Here is a 16654-nt window from a genome sequence, read left to right on the forward strand (position 1 = left end):
CTCAGGGCAGTTGCAGCGCGACGCCGCCGGGGTGTTGTTTGACGAGGTTGTAAGGCAGGACGCCCCAACCAATGTTTTGACACACGGCAGCCACGTGAGGGAAGGATGGCTCTAACTTGATGCCTTTTTCGGTGAAGTACCAGCCCGGATAGTGCCAAGGGTAATCTTCGTTGTAGCCGCAATCGTTCTCCCCCTCTGGCGTTGTCGTCATTTCAGTGGGATAGAGCTTAAGCAGTTGTGCCACCAGCCACGGCGCCAGCTCTTTATTGCGGTAATCAGAATAAGCAGTGGATGACTCGGACGAAGAGTTATAGACGTCGTAGTCTTCCTCGTAATGCATTGGTTTGCCCTGCCCCACCCACAGCACATCTTCAAGCGTCAGGGATTTGCCCGTTTTGGTATCGAAGTTGATTGAGTCATTGACCTGATCCGGATAAGCACCGCCACAAAAGTACTCGGTTGACACCCGAACGCTCATCACGGACGGCGTCATCCACAGAGGCTGACTGATCTGTGAGTAATAGGCATCAGCGTAATTGGCGAAACATCCATAATACCCCACGACTTCTCGCCACAAACGGCCCATCAATTGCTGGTTGATTTGCTGACGCTCTTCGGCGCTGTAACCCGAAATCACTTCAAATAGCTCGGCGTTTGATTGTGGCTCGCTCCACCATTGCAGCGTGTATCCCATGAAGGTTTCGGTCTTGCCTGGGATGAGCTTCATACCTTGTAAGCGCAGGTATTCGTAAGGCGCCTTGTCGTGAAGTCTGACGAGATAGGGCAAGGTATCAGCGGGAACCGGAGGAAGGTTTGCTGGCTGCAACTGGACCTTCAAAACCTTCCCTTTAGGGCTGACCCATTCACCGGACCAACCGTTGGACTTGGGTTGCAAGCGCATTGTCGGAAGCGGTTTGTACTCGCCATAACGCTGGTCACCCTCTTCGAGCACAAGCGTTTCCCCTTCCTTTGAGCCACTAAGCACCAAGTCCTTGCGATACTTTTGGTAGAAGTAGCGGCCCTCACTGCCGTCGGCGTTCACCTCCAACACAATCGGCATTTTGCCCAGCGTCCCGGTGTAGACCTGCTTGCCGCTGTCCGCCCACAACAGTGTGGAAAACGTTGAGCACATCAACACGACAATGCCAGGCAGACGAATCAATCCTTTAAACATCAAATCATCCTTGAATGCAGCGAACATTGGTTCGCGGGAAATAGCCGCGAATTATGGCGAAGCTTCGTCCGCGAATCGATGAAAAGCTGACTTGATAGCGATTAACTCCAACACATGCTGACCATCACCAACACCAGCAAACCGATATAGATACGCGCATGTATCCGATCCGGAATCCGCCCAATCCACGGCGTGGCCAATCGAATCCCCACCAACGACCCCATCGTCAAAACCGCAAACGCCAGCAGATCCACATAACCAACAAACCACGCCCCCAAATCAAACTCGCTAAACCCCGCCATCGCCATGTAAGTCAAGGTCCCGGCCAACGCCACGGGCAGGCTTAATGGATTAGCCATCGACGTCGCCTGGCTCATGCTCAACCCACACCGACGCAACAACGGCACGGTCATGACGCTGCCGCCTACACCGAGAAACGTGGCGATGGCGCCAATTCCTACGCCGCCACCGGACACTTCCGCCCTCCCCAATCGCCGTGGGATTGCGTTATCTGCGTGTGTAAGAAAACCGCGTCTGAACAGGCAATCCACAATGGTCACGCCCAGGTAAGCAATGAACGCATACCGAATTACCTCACCACTCACCCACATCGCCGCCACCGCTCCGCCCACCGCGCCCAGCCCGATGAACCCGCCCAACGGCCACAGGTAATGGCGAATCAGATTACCGGCGCGGTGATGTTTTCCGGTGGCGACCAGGGCGTTGACGATCATCACGCAGGTCGAGGTGGCGACGGCGATGTGCATTGCCGATTGGCCGATGGGATCGTCGGCACCGTGGCTGGCCATGAGCATGCGGTACAGCAATGGCACGACGACGAAGCCGCCGCCGAAGCCGAACAGCACGGCGGTGATGCCGGTCATGCAGCCGAAGAGTGTCAGCAGGAGGTAGAACATTGTGCGTCGTCCGTTGGTTGAGAGTGGTCGACGATAGAGCGATGTGGCTTGGCCTGCTTCAGCAAGTGAGCCAATAATGTTTGTGTTTACGCCAACTGCTGGAAGCCGCTTGATGCGCAATGTTTCGATTAATTTGCTGGATGACACGCCACGGTCGGTGGTGTCGATCGGTACGGATTATTCCTACGGGCATGTGCTGCCTAGTCATACACACCGACGGGCGCAGTTGTTGTACGGCGCGACCGGGGTGATGCAGGTCGGCACGCACGATGGCAACTGGGTGGTGCCGCCGCAGCGGGCGGTGTGGATTCCGGCGGGGGTGGCGCATGAGGTGTTGATGCTGGGGGTGAGCACTCGCAGCTTGTACATCGAGCCGGGTGCTGTGGACTTGGGCGAGCGTTGTCAGGTGATCAGTGTTTCGCCGTTGATGCGGCATTTGCTGATGGAGGCGGTGGAGGTTCCGCTGACGTACGACGAGGCCGGGCGCGATGGCGCGTTGATCGAGCTGCTGCTGCATGAGCTGGCGCGCAGTGCTCACTTGCCGTTGCACATTCCGTTGCCGGTCGATGCGCGGCTGCTTGGGTTGTGCCAGGGCTTCTTGCAGCGACCCGATGTTCATCAATCGCCGCAGCAATGGGCGGATCAGTTGCACATCAGTCTGCGCACGTTCAATCGGCTGTTCCGCCAGCAGACCGACCTGAGTTTCAGCCAGTGGCGACAGCGGGCGTGTGTGGTGCTGGCGCTGGCGCGATTGGCGGTGGGTGAGCCGGTGACGCGGATTGCGCTGGATTTCGGTTATGACAGCCCAGCGGCGTTTTCGACGATGTTTCGCCGGGTGTTGGGTCAGGCGCCGTCCGTCTGGTTGGCAGGGACGAAATAGCAGAATTCAAAAAATGAGTTTGATCCGGGCGCAAAACAACTGTACAAAAACACAGTACATTTTGAATCAGCACTCTCGAGCCCGGAGAACACCATGGCCTCTTATGCGATGAAAATCACCCTGGAACGTATCGCCCTCTTCCAATTCACCCCCGCCCATTGCGCCCAGGCCCGGGCGATGTTGGGTTGGAGCGTTGATGAGCTGTCTCGGGAGTCTGGCGTTTTGGTTGATGTGATTGAGCGATTTGAGGCCAGGCGTGAGGTGCCGGATGCTGATCGGCTGGCGTTGGCGTATCGGTTTGAGTCGCAGGGGTTGGTGTTTTTCCCGGGGTTTGCACCGGGGCGAGGGATGAGTGTTAGAGGGGCTGCTGTGGATACGGTGGGGCGCGGGGATTTTGCGATGGTTGAGTGACGTGACAGATCGCAGCTCCAACACTTGTCAGCGTTTGAGTTGCGATCTGGTTTGCATTGGTTATCGACTAGGGTTTGAACGCGGGGGTTGGTCTTGCTTTGGACGCTTGCTCATAACCATAAGCCAATGCCAGAAGCGTGGCCTCGCTCCAGCGAGTTCCGAAGAACAACAACGACGTCGGTACTCCGTCATCGTCCACTCCGGACGGCATCATGATACCGGGATACCCTGCCAGAGGTATGACGTCCAAACCAGGTGAACCAACATCCAATACCAGGGCATCCAGTTGATGCGCTACCAGTAAATCATCGATGACAGCCGCATTTTCGCTTTGAATTTTTTGCCACAGCTCGTTGTACGTGTGCTCGTTAAAATCAACGTTGCTGGCCGCGCTCAACGTGGCTTGCCCGTAGCCTTCAGCGCCGGGCGAGCGCTCGTTGAATAGCAGCAGATCCTCCAGGCTCTGGATTGCAAGACCCGTTCGCGTCGCAAGGTACTCGGGAAGATGCCGCTTGATTCCCATCGAGAATCCCCTGTTCACCGCCTCCGGGGTTTGCGATACGGGGTCATTGAAATCCACCGGAATCAATTTGGCCCCTGCGGCCTGCATGACTTCCAACGCCTGGGAAAATTGAGGGTCGCTCTGTGCCGCCCCGCCTGTTTTATCGAACTTGACTGGAAAACCAATACGCCGTCCAACCAGGGAATTCGGAAGCAATAATGCCGTGTAGTCCACGTCTCTGATGGCGAAGGGTTGTTTGACCGGTTCAGCATCGTCGCTGCCGGTCATAGCATTCAATAGCAGTGCTGCCTCACGAACGCTACGCGCCATCGGCCCGGGAGTATCGACTTTATGACTGACCGGAACGATGCCACTGCGACTGAGCAACCCCACGGTAGGCTTGAGGCCCACCACTCCGTTGATGGACGCCGGCGCTACGATCGAGCCTGCGGTTTCCGTGCCGACGGCCAACGGTGCAAAACCTGCGGCAACCGCTGCACCGGAACCAGAGCTTGAACCGAGTGGCGTGACGCTCAATACGTGCGGGTTTTTTGTTTGTCCGCCGCGGCTGCTCCAACCATCAGGAATGCCCAGCTCACGAAAACCAGCCCACTCACTGAGGTTGGTTTTCCCCAGGATGACAGCCCCTGCCGCTCTGAGCTGCTGCACGATAAAGGCATCCTTTGGGGCCGGTTGCCCGACCATGGCCAATGACCCGGCGCTGGTCTGCATCTGATCGGATGTATCAATATTGTCTTTGAGCAACACCGGAATGCCATGCAGGGGTCCCCGGACGTGTCCACTTCGTCGCTCTTTATCCAGCAACTCGGCAATGGTCAATGCATCGGGGTTGAGCTCAATGATCGCGTTGATCGTCGGGCCTTGTTTATCCAGCGCCTCGATCCGTTGCAGCAGATACTGCACGAGCGCTACAGCACTCAGCTGGTTACGCTCCATTCTCTGGTTGATTTCATCGACGCCTAGATATTCCAGCCTCGACTCGGGTGCAGGCATCTGCGCATAGCGGTTTAACGTGACATCCATGTTTAAAAGATCCTTGTGATGACTGATAGCGAGTGAATGAGCCCACTCGTTTTCCCAGCCTACAGACGCTGCTGGAAATATCCGTCATCTCCAGGCGCTGGATCACGTATGAATATTCGCCTCAATCTGTAGTTCAGCCGACGCTCTGCTGGTAAACCTGCTGCTCGACCTCATACCACCAAGCACTCCCCCGCTGCGGATACATCACATTAAACGCCTCACCCATCTGCGGCGTGGTAATCGAAACACTGCGCTCCCAGGCCAATGCCAGTATCCGGTCAAACGGTTCGAACCAGGCGTGCATCGACAGATCGAAGGTGCCGTTGTGAATCGGCAGTAACCAGCGGCCTTTCAGGTCGATGTGCGCTTGCAGGGTTTGCTCGGGTTGCATATGCACATGCGGCCACTCGACGTTGTAGGCGCCGGTTTCCATCAGTGTCAGGTCGAACGGGCCGTACTGTTCGCCGATGCGTTTGAAGCCGTCGAAGTAGCCGCTGTCGCCGCTGAAGAAGATCCGTGTGTCGGCGTCGATCATCACCCACGAGGCCCACAGTGTGCTGTTGCCATCGAACAGCCCACGGCCGGAAAAGTGTTGCGACGGGGTGGCGACGAATTGGATGCCGTCGACTTCGGTGCCTTGCCACCAGTCGAGCTGGCGCACTTTGCTGGCGTCGATGCCCCACTTGATCAGGGTGTCGCCGACGCCCAGCGGCGTGAGGAAGTATTTGGTTTTGTCCGCCAGTTTGAGCACGGCCTGATAATCGAGGTGGTCGTAGTGATCGTGGGACAGGATTACCGCTTCAATCGGCGGCAATTCTTCGAGGCTGATCGGTGGCTGGTGGAAGCGTTTCGGGCCGGCCCATTGCACCGGTGAAGCGCGTTCGGCGAAGACCGGGTCGGTGATCCAGAATTTGTCCCGCAGTTTCAGCAATACCGTGGAATGACCGAGGCGATAGACGCTGTGGTTGGGCGCGGCGATCAACGCGTCGTGGGTCAGGCGCTGCACCGGAACGGCCGCCGTCGGGCGGGTGTTACGGGGTTTGTGGAAGATCATGTTCCACATGATGCGCACCATTTTGCGCAAACCTTCTCGTTGCACGGGCGCATGGTTGCGGAAGTGCCCTTCGGCCTGACGGGACGCTTCAGGTGCAGAAACGTTAGTGGAATTGGCCATGACTGAATGACTCCAGGAAACCGCACGATGTGCAGTTTCTACGGTGGGACGATAAATGGCCAAGGCACGCACGCATCAGCCGAACACTCTATTTTTGGCTGCGCAGGATTAACGAAACATTACACTGCACAGTGTAGTTTCTAGGTTGCATCAAAGCTGATCACAAGTAAACTGCCAAGTGTAATTCTTAATTTCTTCTGCCGAAGCGTACTTATGACAGCTCCACAGCGCCTGACCGACCGAAAACGCGAAGCGATCATTCAAGCGGCGATTGCCGAATTCCGGGCCAACGGTTTCGACATCACCAGCATGGACAAGATCGCCGCCACCGCTGGCGTGTCGAAGCGCACGGTGTACAACCACTTCCCCAGCAAGGAAGAGTTGTTCGCCGAAATCCTCAATCAATTATGGGCCCGGGTGACGGCGGAACAGGAAACGGCCTACCGCCCTGACTTGCCGCTGCGCGACCAGATGCGCCGCATGCTGATGGCGAAATTGCAGATGCTGGGCGATGACAATTTTCTCGACCTGGCGCGGGTCGCCATCGCGGCCACCATCCACTCCCCCGAGCGCGCGCAGAACATGGTCGAGAGAATGGGCAAGCGCGAAGAAGGCCTGACCGTGTGGATTCGCGCCGCTCAGGCCGATGGGCGATTGAAGCCGGTCGACCCGGAGTTTGCTGCGCAACAGATTCAGGGGATGCTCAAATCCTTTGCATTCTGGCCGCAGATTTCCATGGGGCTACCCGGCCTGTCGCCTGAAATGCAGGCCACCGTCGTCGACTCAGCGCTGGACATGTTCCTCGCCTGCTACCAGCTCTGAATCAAGCGCCTACAAGCATTACAGCAATTTCAACGCTCGCCCCAACTCATCGAACAACGTCACCACCGAACGCAAGGCGCGACAGTCCGGGCGAGTCAGCAACCACAGCGCGGTGTCGTAACCGTGCAACGGCTCACTCAACGGTTGCAGCCCGTCATCGATCAGAAAGTCTGGCAATGCCGCGACACCGAGCCCGGCGCGCACCAGCTCAGTCACCGACAACATGCTGTTGCAACGATAACCCGGTGTGACGCCGGGCAATTGCTGACGACGCCACGCAACGGTGGGGTGATCGGGGAGGAAGTCGTCCGGGGCGATCCATGTCAGCGCGGCCAAGTCTTCGGCATCGACCGATTTCAGATACGCCGTGCTCGCACAGACGCGATACGACACCTGCGCCAGACATCGGCCCACCAAGTGTTCCGGCGGATTCCGGGTCAGGCGCAAGGCGATGTCCGCGTCCCGCCGGCTGAGATTGGCGAAGTCGTTGGACGTGCTCAACTCGATCGTCAGCGCCGGATAGCCGGGCATGAACTGCGCCAGTGCCGGCAGCAACAAGCCTTGTAAAACCGAATCGGTGCAGGTCAGGCGCACGGTGCCGCTGATGACTTCACCGCCCTGCTCCACGCCGATGCGCGCAGCCTCCAGCGCTTGCTCGGCGCGCTCGGCCTGTTCGGCCAAGGTCTGCGCAAGACTGGTGGGCAAGTAGCCGGCGCGGCTTTTTTCGAACAGTTGCTGGCCCAGCGCGGCTTCCAGTCGGCGCACGGCGCGGAACACGGTCGAAACGTCGACCTTCAACAGCGCCGAGGCCCGGGCCAGCGAGCCGCCGCGCACGAGGGCGAGGATCAGGGACAGGTCGGGGTAGTCCAGTCGATAGTGCGCTGCTGCATTGATCACTTGGGATAACGCCAATATTGAGTGCGTGAACGCCAATCTATAGTGGGCCCCAGGAATCAACAAGCGTCGAGAGCCCTCATGGAAAACAGCGCCATCCGCATCGCCCTGATCGGCGATTACGACCCGCAAGTCACCGCCCACCAGGCAATTCCCGTCGCCCTCGGCATGGTTGCCGAACACGCCGGACTGGACGTGCAGTTCCAGTGGCTGGCCACCGACGGCATCAACGACGATTCGTCGCTGCAAGACTTCGACGGTTTTTGGTGCGTGCCCGCCAGCCCTTACCGCAATGAAGACGGTGCGCTGCGAGCGATTCGCTTTGCCCGCGAACAACAGCGACCTTTCCTCGGTACGTGTGGCGGTTTTCAGCACGCGGTACTCGAATACGCCCGCAACGTTCTGGGATGGGGAGATGCCGAGCACGGCGAGACATCACCCGATGCCACGCGAGCGTTGCTCACGCCGCTGACGTGCTCGCTAGTGGAAGCCATCGACAGCATTCATCTGGTTGAAGGTTCTTTGATCGCCAAGGCGTACGAAAACCCGGAGATTCGTGAAGGCTATCGCTGCCGTTATGGTGTGAATCCGGAGTTTGAGCGGGATTTGCTAAGCCAGGAATTATCCGCGGTGGGGCACGATTCGACGGGGGATTTGCGAGCGGTGGAATTACGCGGGCATCCGTTTTTTGTCGCCACGCTGTTTCAACCTGAACGTGCCGCGCTCAAAGGAATTGTGCCGCCGCTGGTGAGTGCATTGATCGAAGCGTGTGCGAGGCAAAAATCATGATTGCCCGGACACCGGAACCGCCCTACTACGCGGTGATTTTTACTTCGCTGCGCACCGACGGCGATCAGGGTTACGCCGAGGCTGCCGAGCGCATGGTTGAACTGGCGCGTGAGCAGCCGGGGTTTCTCGGTGTGGAGTCGGCACGGGGTGAGGACGGGCTCGGGATTACGGTTTCCTATTGGGCCAGTGAGGCGGCGATTGTGGCGTGGAAACATCATCCCGAGCACAGCGCGATTCGTGAGCGTGGGCGCTCGACCTGGTATGCGGCGTGCAATACGCGGGTGTGCAGGGTTGAGCGGGCCTATGAGTTCAAGCAGTAACAGTTGCGGTGTCCTTTAAGCCGCCATCGCGAGCAGGCTCGCTCCCACAGGGGATAGGTGTCGTACACAAAACCAGTGTGGGAGCGAGCCTGCTCGCGATGGGGCCATCAAAAACACCACAAAAATTCAGCCCCGCACCAAACTCCGCACCGCCGAAATCTCCGGCACTTCCCGCCGATTCATGTACACCCGCAACGGCTCGGTAATGTTGATCCGGTCATCGATGTTCTGGTCCAGCAACAACTGAATCAACTCGCGCTTCAGCGTCATGACCTGCTCCGGCCCCGACGCCCAGACGAATTCACTTACAGGAATGATGCCGTCATCCGCCACGTCCATGCCGAAGGAATCTTCGCTGAAACGCACGATGTATTGGCCGGTCTTGCGATTGAGACCGACGAAGCCTTTGAGTTGGTCGGCGGCCTGGCAGATGAGTTCGGAAGTGATGCGCATATAAACCTCACACAAGTGATCGATGGTTTACACGCAGGGCAAGATGAAGGGCGTTCCCTCTGCCGGGGAAGCTGCCGGGGCCAAGAGTACTGCAAAGAACCGCACAAATGTGCTGAAAAAATCCGCTTTAAACACGTTTATGTCGGTCTCGCGATAGCGCAAGCGGCGCTCAGTTGTTAAAAGGGACGTCTTTGAAAACACTCTGCGAAAGGATCTCGACCATGCCTGTAACTTTCACCAAGAGCGCCCTGCTGCTGAGCATGCTGCTCGGCCTCGGCCAGGCGCAGGCCGCCAGCGAGCCAAGCCCTACTTCACTGGCCACCCATGCAGGCATTCCGCACCCGGCGGTGATCGCCCACCGTGGCGCGTCCTTCGATGCACCGGAATCCACCGCCGCCGCCTACAAACTGGCGCGCGACCTGGGTGCCGATTACCTGGAACTCGACCTGCAACGCAGCAAGGACGGCGTGCTGTTTGCCCTGCACGACAACAACCTGCAACGCACCACCGACGTCGCCAGCAAATTCCCTGAGCGCAAGGACAGCCCGGCCAACGCGTTCACCATCGCCGAGCTGAAAACCCTCGACGCCGGCAGCTGGTTCAACACGGCTTATCCGGATCGTGCGCGCCCGTCTTTTGCCGGTCTGAAAATCCTGACCCTCGACGAAATCATCGACATCGCCCAAGGCAATCCGCTGCACAAGCCCGGCCTGTACATCGAAACCAAGGAGCCGAAGCAATTCCCCGGCCTCGAGCGTGACCTCAAGGATAAATTGCAGGATCGCGGATGGTTGAGCCCAGCGGGTTCGAAACTGGCGAAAAGCGAACTCGCCGTCGGCCAGGGCAAAGGTAAGGTGGTGCTGCAAACCTTCGAGAAGAGCAGCCTCGAACTGCTGGAAAAGGAAATGCCGCAAGTGCCGAAGATCCTGCTGTTGTGGGTCGGCGAAGGCAGCATCGAGCCCAAGTCCAAGGTGACGTTCGCCGAGTCCGGTGACAAGGACAAAGCCACGTACTACGCCAAACAGGAACCGAAGGACAAAGCCGAATTCCAGCAATGGGTCGAGTACGCCAAGGCTCAAGGCGCGATCGGCACCGGCCCTTCTGCCGCGCTGACCAAGGGTGGCGATCAGAGCTACTCGGACCTGGTCAAACCATGGATGAACCAGTACACCCACGATCAGGGTTTGCTGGTGCACGTTTACACCATCGATGATGCGGTGGATTACCAGAAAGTCATGGACGCCGGGGTTGATGGCATCTTCACCAACCGCGCCAGCGAGTTGTTGAAGTTCTACAAACGTCCGGCGGCGGGTACGGTTGCGCAGTTGTTGCAGAACAACGGGTATTGATCCAGAACCGAGGTGACGCCATCGCCGGCTTGCCGGCGATGCTCCTGGAATTAAGGGTGAATTAAGTTGCCCCAGTTAATCTGGCCCCACTTAAACAGCTCACCAAGGAAAGAACCTCATGAAGACTTTGACTGCCCTGTTCACCGTTGCCGCCCTGACCCTCACTGCTGGCCTGGCGCAAGCTGATGTCCGCGTCGACCAGATCCCTGAGCTGGTCAAGAGCGGCAAGATCAAGCCGCTGGAAGAAATGAACCAGGCTGCCCTGAAACTGCACCCGGGTGCGACCATCACCGACACCGACCTGGACAACCACTTCAATGGCTTCGAGTACGAAGTGGAACTGAAAACCGCTGACGGCAAAGAATTTGACGTGGATTTCGATGCCACCACTGGCAAAGTCCTGAGCAACAAACAAGACACCTGATACGCGCATAAAAAAAGCCGCACGATTTTCGGATCGTGCGGCTTTTTTGTGTTTTCGAATCAGGCCGACGTACTGACCATCGATCCCGCAGTGCTGCTGCCTTCTTCCTGCAACGCCGCCAACAGCGCCGCCGTTGCGGTCTGCAACGAACCTGAGGTCGTCGCAATCTGCGACTGAGCCGCCGCCACATCGGCGGCCTTGGCGTCTGCACTTTCCTGTTTGGCCTGGGCCGCTTGCAGTTGTTGCTGTTGTTCCTGCAATTGCTTTTGCAGCTCGGCGATCTGCTTGCGCAGGGCTTTCACCGAATCCGATTCTTCGCTGCTGCTGGAGCTGCCGCCACTCGCCGCCGGTGCGCCGTCGGCGGACACTTTGGTGGTGTCGCTGGACGCCTCGGCGCTTGCGGTAACAGACGTGTCGTCAGTGCTTGCTGTGGCTTTGGCCGAAGCAGTGGCGACGGGCTGGATGATCGAAACAGACGAGATGCTAACCATGGCGTTTTCCATTGAGGTGACGGGAATACGCTCATCATCGACATCGGGTCAACGGACTTGAGATCGACTGTGTACCCACTCGGTAAGCAAGCCGGTACACAGCCATTTCCGTTACGCGCTCAAGCGCGCCGTCACCTCGTTCAACTGCCCCGACAACCCGTGCAGGTTGTGGCTGGCGGCTTCGGTGCGTTGCACGTTGTCGAGGTTGGTACTGGCGATGCTGGTGATCTCGGTGAGGTTGCGCGAGATGTCTTCGGCGACCGAAGTCTGCTCTTCGGCGGCGGTGGCGATCTGGCGGTTCATGTCGCGAATCGCTTCCACGGCATGCGTGATGCGCTCCAGCATGGCGCCGGCCTCGGTCACTTGCTGAACGCTTTCCTCGCTGCGCGACTGGCCGCTTTCTATCGCCTGAGCCGCGTCCACCGCACCGGTTTGCACGGTCTGGATGATCTGGTTGATCTCGATAATCGACGCCGCCGTGCGCTGGGCCAGGCTGCGCACTTCATCGGCCACCACCGCGAAACCGCGCCCGGCCTCACCGGCACGCGCCGCTTCGATGGCGGCGTTGAGTGCCAGCAGGTTGGTTTGCTCGGCAATGCCGCGAATCACTTCCAGCACCTTGCCGATGCGGCCGCTGTCAGTTTCCAGTTGGCGGATGACGGTCGCCGTGTTGGCGATTTCGCCGCGCATGCGAGTGATGGTGTGGATGGTGCCCTGCATGACTTTTTCGCCTTGTTGGGCGGACTGGTCGGCATCGTCGGCGGCACGTGCGGCATCGGCGGCGTGGCGCGCGACTTCTTGCGCGGTGGCAGACATTTCGTTCATCGCCGTGGCCACTTGGTCAGTGCGGTTGAACTGTTCGTTGGTACCACTGGCCATGAGGATGGCGATCGAATTCAACTCACTGCTGGCGCCGTCCAGATCCTTGGCACTGACCTGCAAGCGGCTGAAGGTTTCGGCGAGGAAATCGCGCAGCGTATTGGCCGCGATCGCCAGCTTGCCCAGCTCGTCCTGACGGGTGCTGGCCACACGTTCGGCAAACTTGCCCTGGGCAAGTTGCGCCACGTAGTCGATCAATTTACGGATCGGTTCGACCAGATTGCGATTGACCAGCCACAGGCTCAACAGCCCGATCAACAGGCCCGAGGCGAGCATCACAATGATGCCCAGCAACACGGTACGGTCGGCGTTGGCGCTGATCAGCTTCGACTGCTCGACGCCCTGTTTGCGCAATTCGCTGACCAGTTCGCTCATCTGATCGCTGGTCGCCCGGTCCACGCCCTTGACCGCGGTGTCGCCCGCCGTTGGATCGGCACCGGCCTGCACGTAGGCATCACGGCCCTTCTGGTATGCCGCGCCCAACTGACGATGCTCGTCACGCAGGCGTTCGATGCGGGTCTTGAGTTGCGGCTCGATGCCCTTCTGTCCGGCCAGTTCGCCGAGGATGCCCTGCACCTCGCGCTGACGGTCTTCGAATTGCTTCCAGTATTTGTCCAGGTCTGCCGGCTGCTTGCCACGCAACAGAACGTTTTTCCATTCCTGCACCTGCACCTTGAATTGCAGGTTGGCTTCATCGATCAATTGCGAAGTGTGCAGCGGGCCGTCAATGAGATTCGCGTAGCTTTGAACGCCATTCGACAGAAAGTGAAAACAGGCCAGGGCGATCAACAGCATCGCAAACAGGCTGCCGCTCAACAGGGCGAGAATTTGCGCTCTCAAGGACTTTTGCAAAGACATCGGAAGGTACTCGTGACAGGAATGAGGCACGCCCTTGTGAGGCGTGAAAATAATCCGGACATTCCCTGTCTACAGCGTCGAACGCATGCTTTTGTAGGAGCCAGCTTGCTGGCGATAGCGTCCGGTCAGTCGGGAAATCTATTGACTGGCAGCACGCTATCGTCGGAACGCCGCCCGCAGCAAGCCGGCTCCTACGAGATCGGCGTTTCAGGGCCGTTCTTGAGCGGTTCCGACCGCCGGTAGAAGGCACTTGGCCAGCTCCGCGAAGCTGTCACAAAACTGTCAAGACGCCTTGCGATGATGCGGCTCAAGTGAACCTGTGAAACCCGCGACAGGCCGCCTCCTCACAGCGAGACCTCATGAACCACAGCATCGACCAAAGCCATCGCGACCCGGACCTGTTCGGTCTGCTGTACGGTTTCAGTTTTCGTCCCGGTGAACGCGGTCGGGAAATCGATTCGGCCATGGCGTTGCGGTCCCTGCAACAACCGGACGACAGCGACGAATTTCTCTGGCTGCACCTGAACCTCGCTCATGCCGCGTGCGAGCGCTGGATGAAAAGTCATCTGGAATTGCCCGACGAGTTTTTCGAAGCCTTGCATGAAGGCTCACGTTCGACGCGCATCGAGCATGTCGATTCGGCGTTGCTGGCGGTGGTCAACGACGTGGTGTTCAACCTCAGCAGCATGGTCTCCTCGGACGTGTCGACGCTGTGGGTGTGTGCGCGCAGTCGGCTGATCATCAGCGCGCGCCTGCAACCGCTGCACTCGGTGGACAAGTTGCGTTCCTCGGTGAAGGCCGGTGAGCGTTTTCGCTCGCCGCTGGAATTGCTCGTGCATTTGCTGCGCGACCAGGGCGAAGTGCTGACGCAGATCGTGCGCAAGACCAGCCTCAGCGTCGATCAGATCGAAGATGAATTGCTGTCCTCGCGGCTGTCGACCAACCGCGCGGAGCTGGGCGCCAATCGCCGGGTACTGGTGCGCTTGCAACGGCTGCTGGCGCTGGAGCCGGGCTCGCTGCTGCGCCTGCTCAATCGCCCGCCGCAATGGTTGCAGAAGGAAGACGTGAAGGAGCTGCGCAAATCCACCGAGGAGTTTGCGCTGATCATCAACGACCTCACGGCGCTGGGTGAGCGGATCAAGCTGTTGCAGGAAGAAATTGCCGCCAACCTCAACGAGCAAAGCAACCGCACGCTGTTCACCTTGACCGTGGTCACGGTGTTGGCGTTGCCGATCAACATCATTGCCGGTTTTTTTGGCATGAACGTGGGGGGCGTGCCGCTATCGCAGGACCCGGAGGGGTTCTGGATCCTGGTGGCCTTGGTCGCGACGTTTACGGTGATTGCGGGGCGCTGGGCATTCAAAAAACGCGAGGATTATTAAGCAACCACCACCCCTGTAGGAGCGAGGCTTGCCCGCGAATGAGGCGCCGCGGTATGCCTGATACACCGCGATATCGTTCTTCGCGGGCAAGCCTCGCTCCTACAGGGACGGTGTGTGTTCGGATCGGTGGTATCAGCAAAAAACCCAAACACTGACCCAACGCAGCCTCCCTGTAATATTTAGCAACGATCATGACCGACACACTTCCCTCCTCAGGATTGTCCGGCATGGCTACTCCTTCCTTTTCCGCTGCCCAGGCGCCCGCCAGCAGTGCCAGACCCCAGCTCGACAAGAAACCCAACCTGTTCACCCTGGTGATTTTCTTCGGTGTGCTGGCCAGTGGACTGTTGTTCACCGCGTACAGCCTGATGCACGACATGAGCGAACTCGGCACGGTGGTCACCACCTGGACGCCGTTTCTGTTGCTGGGCGTGGCGCTGCTGATCGCGCTGGGCTTTGAGTTCGTCAACGGTTTCCACGACACCGCCAATGCGGTGGCCACGGTGATTTACACCAACTCGATGCCGCCGAATTTCGCGGTGGCCTGGTCCGGGTTCTTCAACTTCCTGGGGGTGTTGTTGTCCAGCGGCGCGGTGGCGTTCGGCATCATCGCCCTGCTGCCGGTAGAGCTGATTTTGCAAGTCGGTTCGTCCGCCGGGTTCGCGATGATTTTCGCCCTGCTGATCGCCGCGATTCTGTGGAACCTCGGCACTTGGTGGCTGGGCTTGCCGGCGTCGTCGTCGCACACGCTGATCGGTTCGATCATTGGTGTCGGCGTGGCCAATGCCCTGATGCATGGCCGCGATGGCACCAGCGGCGTGGACTGGGCGCAGGCCACCAAGATCGGCTATGCGCTGCTGCTCTCGCCGCTGGTCGGCTTTGGTTTTGCCGCGCTGTTGCTGCTGGCCTTGCGCGCCTTCGTCAAGAATCGTGCGCTGTACAAGGCGCCGAAAGGCAACACGCCGCCACCGTGGTGGATTCGCGGCATGCTGATCGTGACCTGCACCGGCGTGTCGTTTGCCCACGGTTCCAACGATGGCCAGAAAGGCATGGGCCTGATCATGCTGATTCTGGTCGGCACGCTGCCAATGGCTTATGCGCTGAACCGCACCATGCCGGCCGATCAGGCCTTGCAGTTCGCCGCCGTCGCCGAAGTCACCCAGCAAGCGCTGGTGAAAAATTCGCCGCTACCGGCACCGGCCGACCCGCGTGCGGTGTTGTCCGACTACGTGCGCAGCAAGGAGGCCGCGCCGCAACTGATCCCGGCCCTCGCCGCGCTCACCGGCCGTATCGGCGCCGAGGTCAAGGGTTACGGCTCGTTGTCCAAAGTGCCCGCCGAAGCCGTGGGTAACGTGCGTAACGACATGTACCTGGCCAGCGAAACCATTCGCCTGATGGACAAGAACAAGGTCGGCAACTTCGACGCCGACACCAGCGGCAAGCTGCAACTGTTCAAGCAGCAGATCGACAATTCGACGCGGTTTATTCCGCTGTGGGTAAAGATCGCGGTGGCGATTGCCCTGGGACTGGGCACCATGGTCGGCTGGAAACGCATCGTGGTGACGGTCGGCGAAAAGATCGGCAAGTCCCACCTGACCTACGCGCAAGGCGCCTCGGCGGAAACCGTGGCCATGCTGACCATCGGCGCGGCGGACATGTTCGGACTGCCGGTGTCGACCACCCACGTGTTGTCTTCAGGGGTGGCCGGGACCATGGTCGCCAACGGCGGCGGCTTGCAGATGAAGACCATCCGCAATCTGCTGATGGCGTGGGTGTTGACCTTGCCGGCGGCGATTGTACTGTCGGGTAGTTTGTATTGGTTGTTCACCCAAATTTTCTAGCCCCAACACAACCCCCTGTAGGAGCGAGGCTTGCCCGCGAAGGCGGTGTG

The 16654-nt window shown here is 59.0% G+C and carries 17 protein-coding genes; 9 read left to right on the forward strand and 8 right to left on the reverse strand.

The window, feature by feature from the left end:
* Position 1 precedes the first annotated feature (1 nt).
* Positions 2-1174 carry a hypothetical protein gene (locus KGA97_RS18520; protein WP_223481249.1) on the reverse strand — a complete coding sequence of 391 codons (1173 nt, stop codon included), beginning with the start codon at positions 1172-1174 and terminating at the stop codon, positions 2-4.
* Positions 1175-1275: 101 nt separating this feature from the next.
* Positions 1276-2091 (reverse strand): sulfite exporter TauE/SafE family protein, encoded by an 816-nt coding sequence (locus KGA97_RS18525; RefSeq protein ID WP_223481250.1) that lies wholly within the window; start codon positions 2089-2091, stop codon positions 1276-1278.
* 112 nt (positions 2092-2203) lie between these two features.
* Between KGA97_RS18525 and KGA97_RS18530 the strand changes: the two genes are divergently transcribed.
* On the forward strand, positions 2204-2971 hold the full coding sequence (locus KGA97_RS18530; RefSeq protein ID WP_223481251.1) for an AraC family transcriptional regulator: 768 nt from the start codon (positions 2204-2206) through the stop codon (positions 2969-2971).
* Between the two features lie 93 nt (positions 2972-3064).
* Positions 3065-3382: an XRE family transcriptional regulator gene (locus KGA97_RS18535; RefSeq protein WP_223481252.1), complete on the forward strand. Its 318-nt coding sequence runs from the start codon at positions 3065-3067 to the stop codon at positions 3380-3382.
* A gap of 67 nt (positions 3383-3449) precedes the next feature.
* On the opposite strand, the gene KGA97_RS18540 is transcribed toward KGA97_RS18535, so the two are convergent.
* Positions 3450-4928: an amidase family protein gene (locus KGA97_RS18540; RefSeq protein WP_223481253.1), complete on the reverse strand. Its 1479-nt coding sequence runs from the start codon at positions 4926-4928 to the stop codon at positions 3450-3452.
* Between the two features lie 133 nt (positions 4929-5061).
* A complete protein-coding gene (locus tag KGA97_RS18545) occupies positions 5062-6102 on the reverse strand; it encodes an MBL fold metallo-hydrolase (RefSeq protein ID WP_223481254.1) in 1041 nt (346 codons plus the stop codon).
* 213 nt (positions 6103-6315) lie between these two features.
* On the opposite strand from KGA97_RS18545, the gene KGA97_RS18550 reads away from it, so the two are divergent.
* Positions 6316-6924 (forward strand): TetR/AcrR family transcriptional regulator, encoded by a 609-nt coding sequence (locus KGA97_RS18550; RefSeq protein WP_207285424.1) that lies wholly within the window; start codon positions 6316-6318, stop codon positions 6922-6924.
* Between the two features lie 18 nt (positions 6925-6942).
* On the opposite strand, the gene KGA97_RS18555 is transcribed toward KGA97_RS18550, so the two are convergent.
* Positions 6943-7884, reverse strand: a complete 942-nt coding sequence (locus KGA97_RS18555) for a LysR family transcriptional regulator (protein WP_223481255.1) — start codon at positions 7882-7884, stop codon at positions 6943-6945.
* Between the two features lie 15 nt (positions 7885-7899).
* On the opposite strand from KGA97_RS18555, the gene KGA97_RS18560 reads away from it, so the two are divergent.
* Together KGA97_RS18560 and KGA97_RS18565 are read left to right on the forward strand one after the other, a co-directional pair.
* Entirely contained in the window at positions 7900-8607 is a 708-nt protein-coding gene (locus tag KGA97_RS18560) for a CTP synthase (RefSeq protein WP_223481256.1), read from the forward strand.
* A complete protein-coding gene (locus tag KGA97_RS18565; protein ID WP_223481257.1) occupies positions 8604-8927 on the forward strand; it encodes an antibiotic biosynthesis monooxygenase family protein in 324 nt (107 codons plus the stop codon). The genes KGA97_RS18560 and KGA97_RS18565 overlap by 4 nt, the downstream gene beginning before the upstream one ends.
* 126 nt (positions 8928-9053) lie before the next feature.
* Here the strand turns inward: KGA97_RS18565 and KGA97_RS18570 are convergent, their stop codons facing one another.
* A complete protein-coding gene (locus KGA97_RS18570) occupies positions 9054-9380 on the reverse strand; it encodes a DUF2025 family protein (protein WP_008032544.1) in 327 nt (108 codons plus the stop codon).
* Between the two features lie 221 nt (positions 9381-9601).
* Here KGA97_RS18570 and KGA97_RS18575 point away from each other — a divergent pair, with 221 nt between their 5' ends.
* Together KGA97_RS18575 and KGA97_RS18580 are read left to right on the forward strand one after the other, a co-directional pair.
* The gene (locus KGA97_RS18575) at positions 9602-10729 is read left to right on the forward strand and encodes a glycerophosphodiester phosphodiesterase (protein WP_008038520.1); all 1128 of its coding nucleotides are present in this window, start codon (positions 9602-9604) and stop codon (positions 10727-10729) included.
* A 118-nt stretch (positions 10730-10847) separates the two neighbouring features.
* On the forward strand, positions 10848-11153 hold the full coding sequence (locus KGA97_RS18580) for a PepSY domain-containing protein (protein ID WP_223481258.1): 306 nt from the start codon (positions 10848-10850) through the stop codon (positions 11151-11153).
* Positions 11154-11212: 59 nt separating this feature from the next.
* Here KGA97_RS18580 and KGA97_RS18585 read toward each other — a convergent pair whose 3' ends face one another.
* Both KGA97_RS18585 and KGA97_RS18590 read right to left on the reverse strand, forming a co-directional pair.
* Positions 11213-11644, reverse strand: coding sequence for a hypothetical protein (locus KGA97_RS18585; protein WP_223481259.1), 432 nt, complete (start codon positions 11642-11644; stop codon positions 11213-11215).
* A 111-nt stretch (positions 11645-11755) separates the two neighbouring features.
* Positions 11756-13381: a methyl-accepting chemotaxis protein gene (locus KGA97_RS18590; protein WP_223481260.1), complete on the reverse strand. Its 1626-nt coding sequence runs from the start codon at positions 13379-13381 to the stop codon at positions 11756-11758.
* A 359-nt stretch (positions 13382-13740) separates the two neighbouring features.
* Here KGA97_RS18590 and KGA97_RS18595 point away from each other — a divergent pair, with 359 nt between their 5' ends.
* On the forward strand, positions 13741-14763 hold the full coding sequence (locus KGA97_RS18595) for a transporter (RefSeq protein WP_008032555.1): 1023 nt from the start codon (positions 13741-13743) through the stop codon (positions 14761-14763).
* A gap of 227 nt (positions 14764-14990) precedes the next feature.
* Positions 14991-16604 carry an inorganic phosphate transporter gene (locus KGA97_RS18600; protein ID WP_008038529.1) on the forward strand — a complete coding sequence of 538 codons (1614 nt, stop codon included), beginning with the start codon at positions 14991-14993 and terminating at the stop codon, positions 16602-16604.
* The last annotated feature ends 50 nt before the right edge of the window (positions 16605-16654 follow it).

Origin of the sequence: Pseudomonas sp. BF-B-15, assembly GCF_019946675.1 — a bacterium.
Classification (GTDB): domain Bacteria; phylum Pseudomonadota; class Gammaproteobacteria; order Pseudomonadales; family Pseudomonadaceae; genus Aquipseudomonas; species Aquipseudomonas migulae.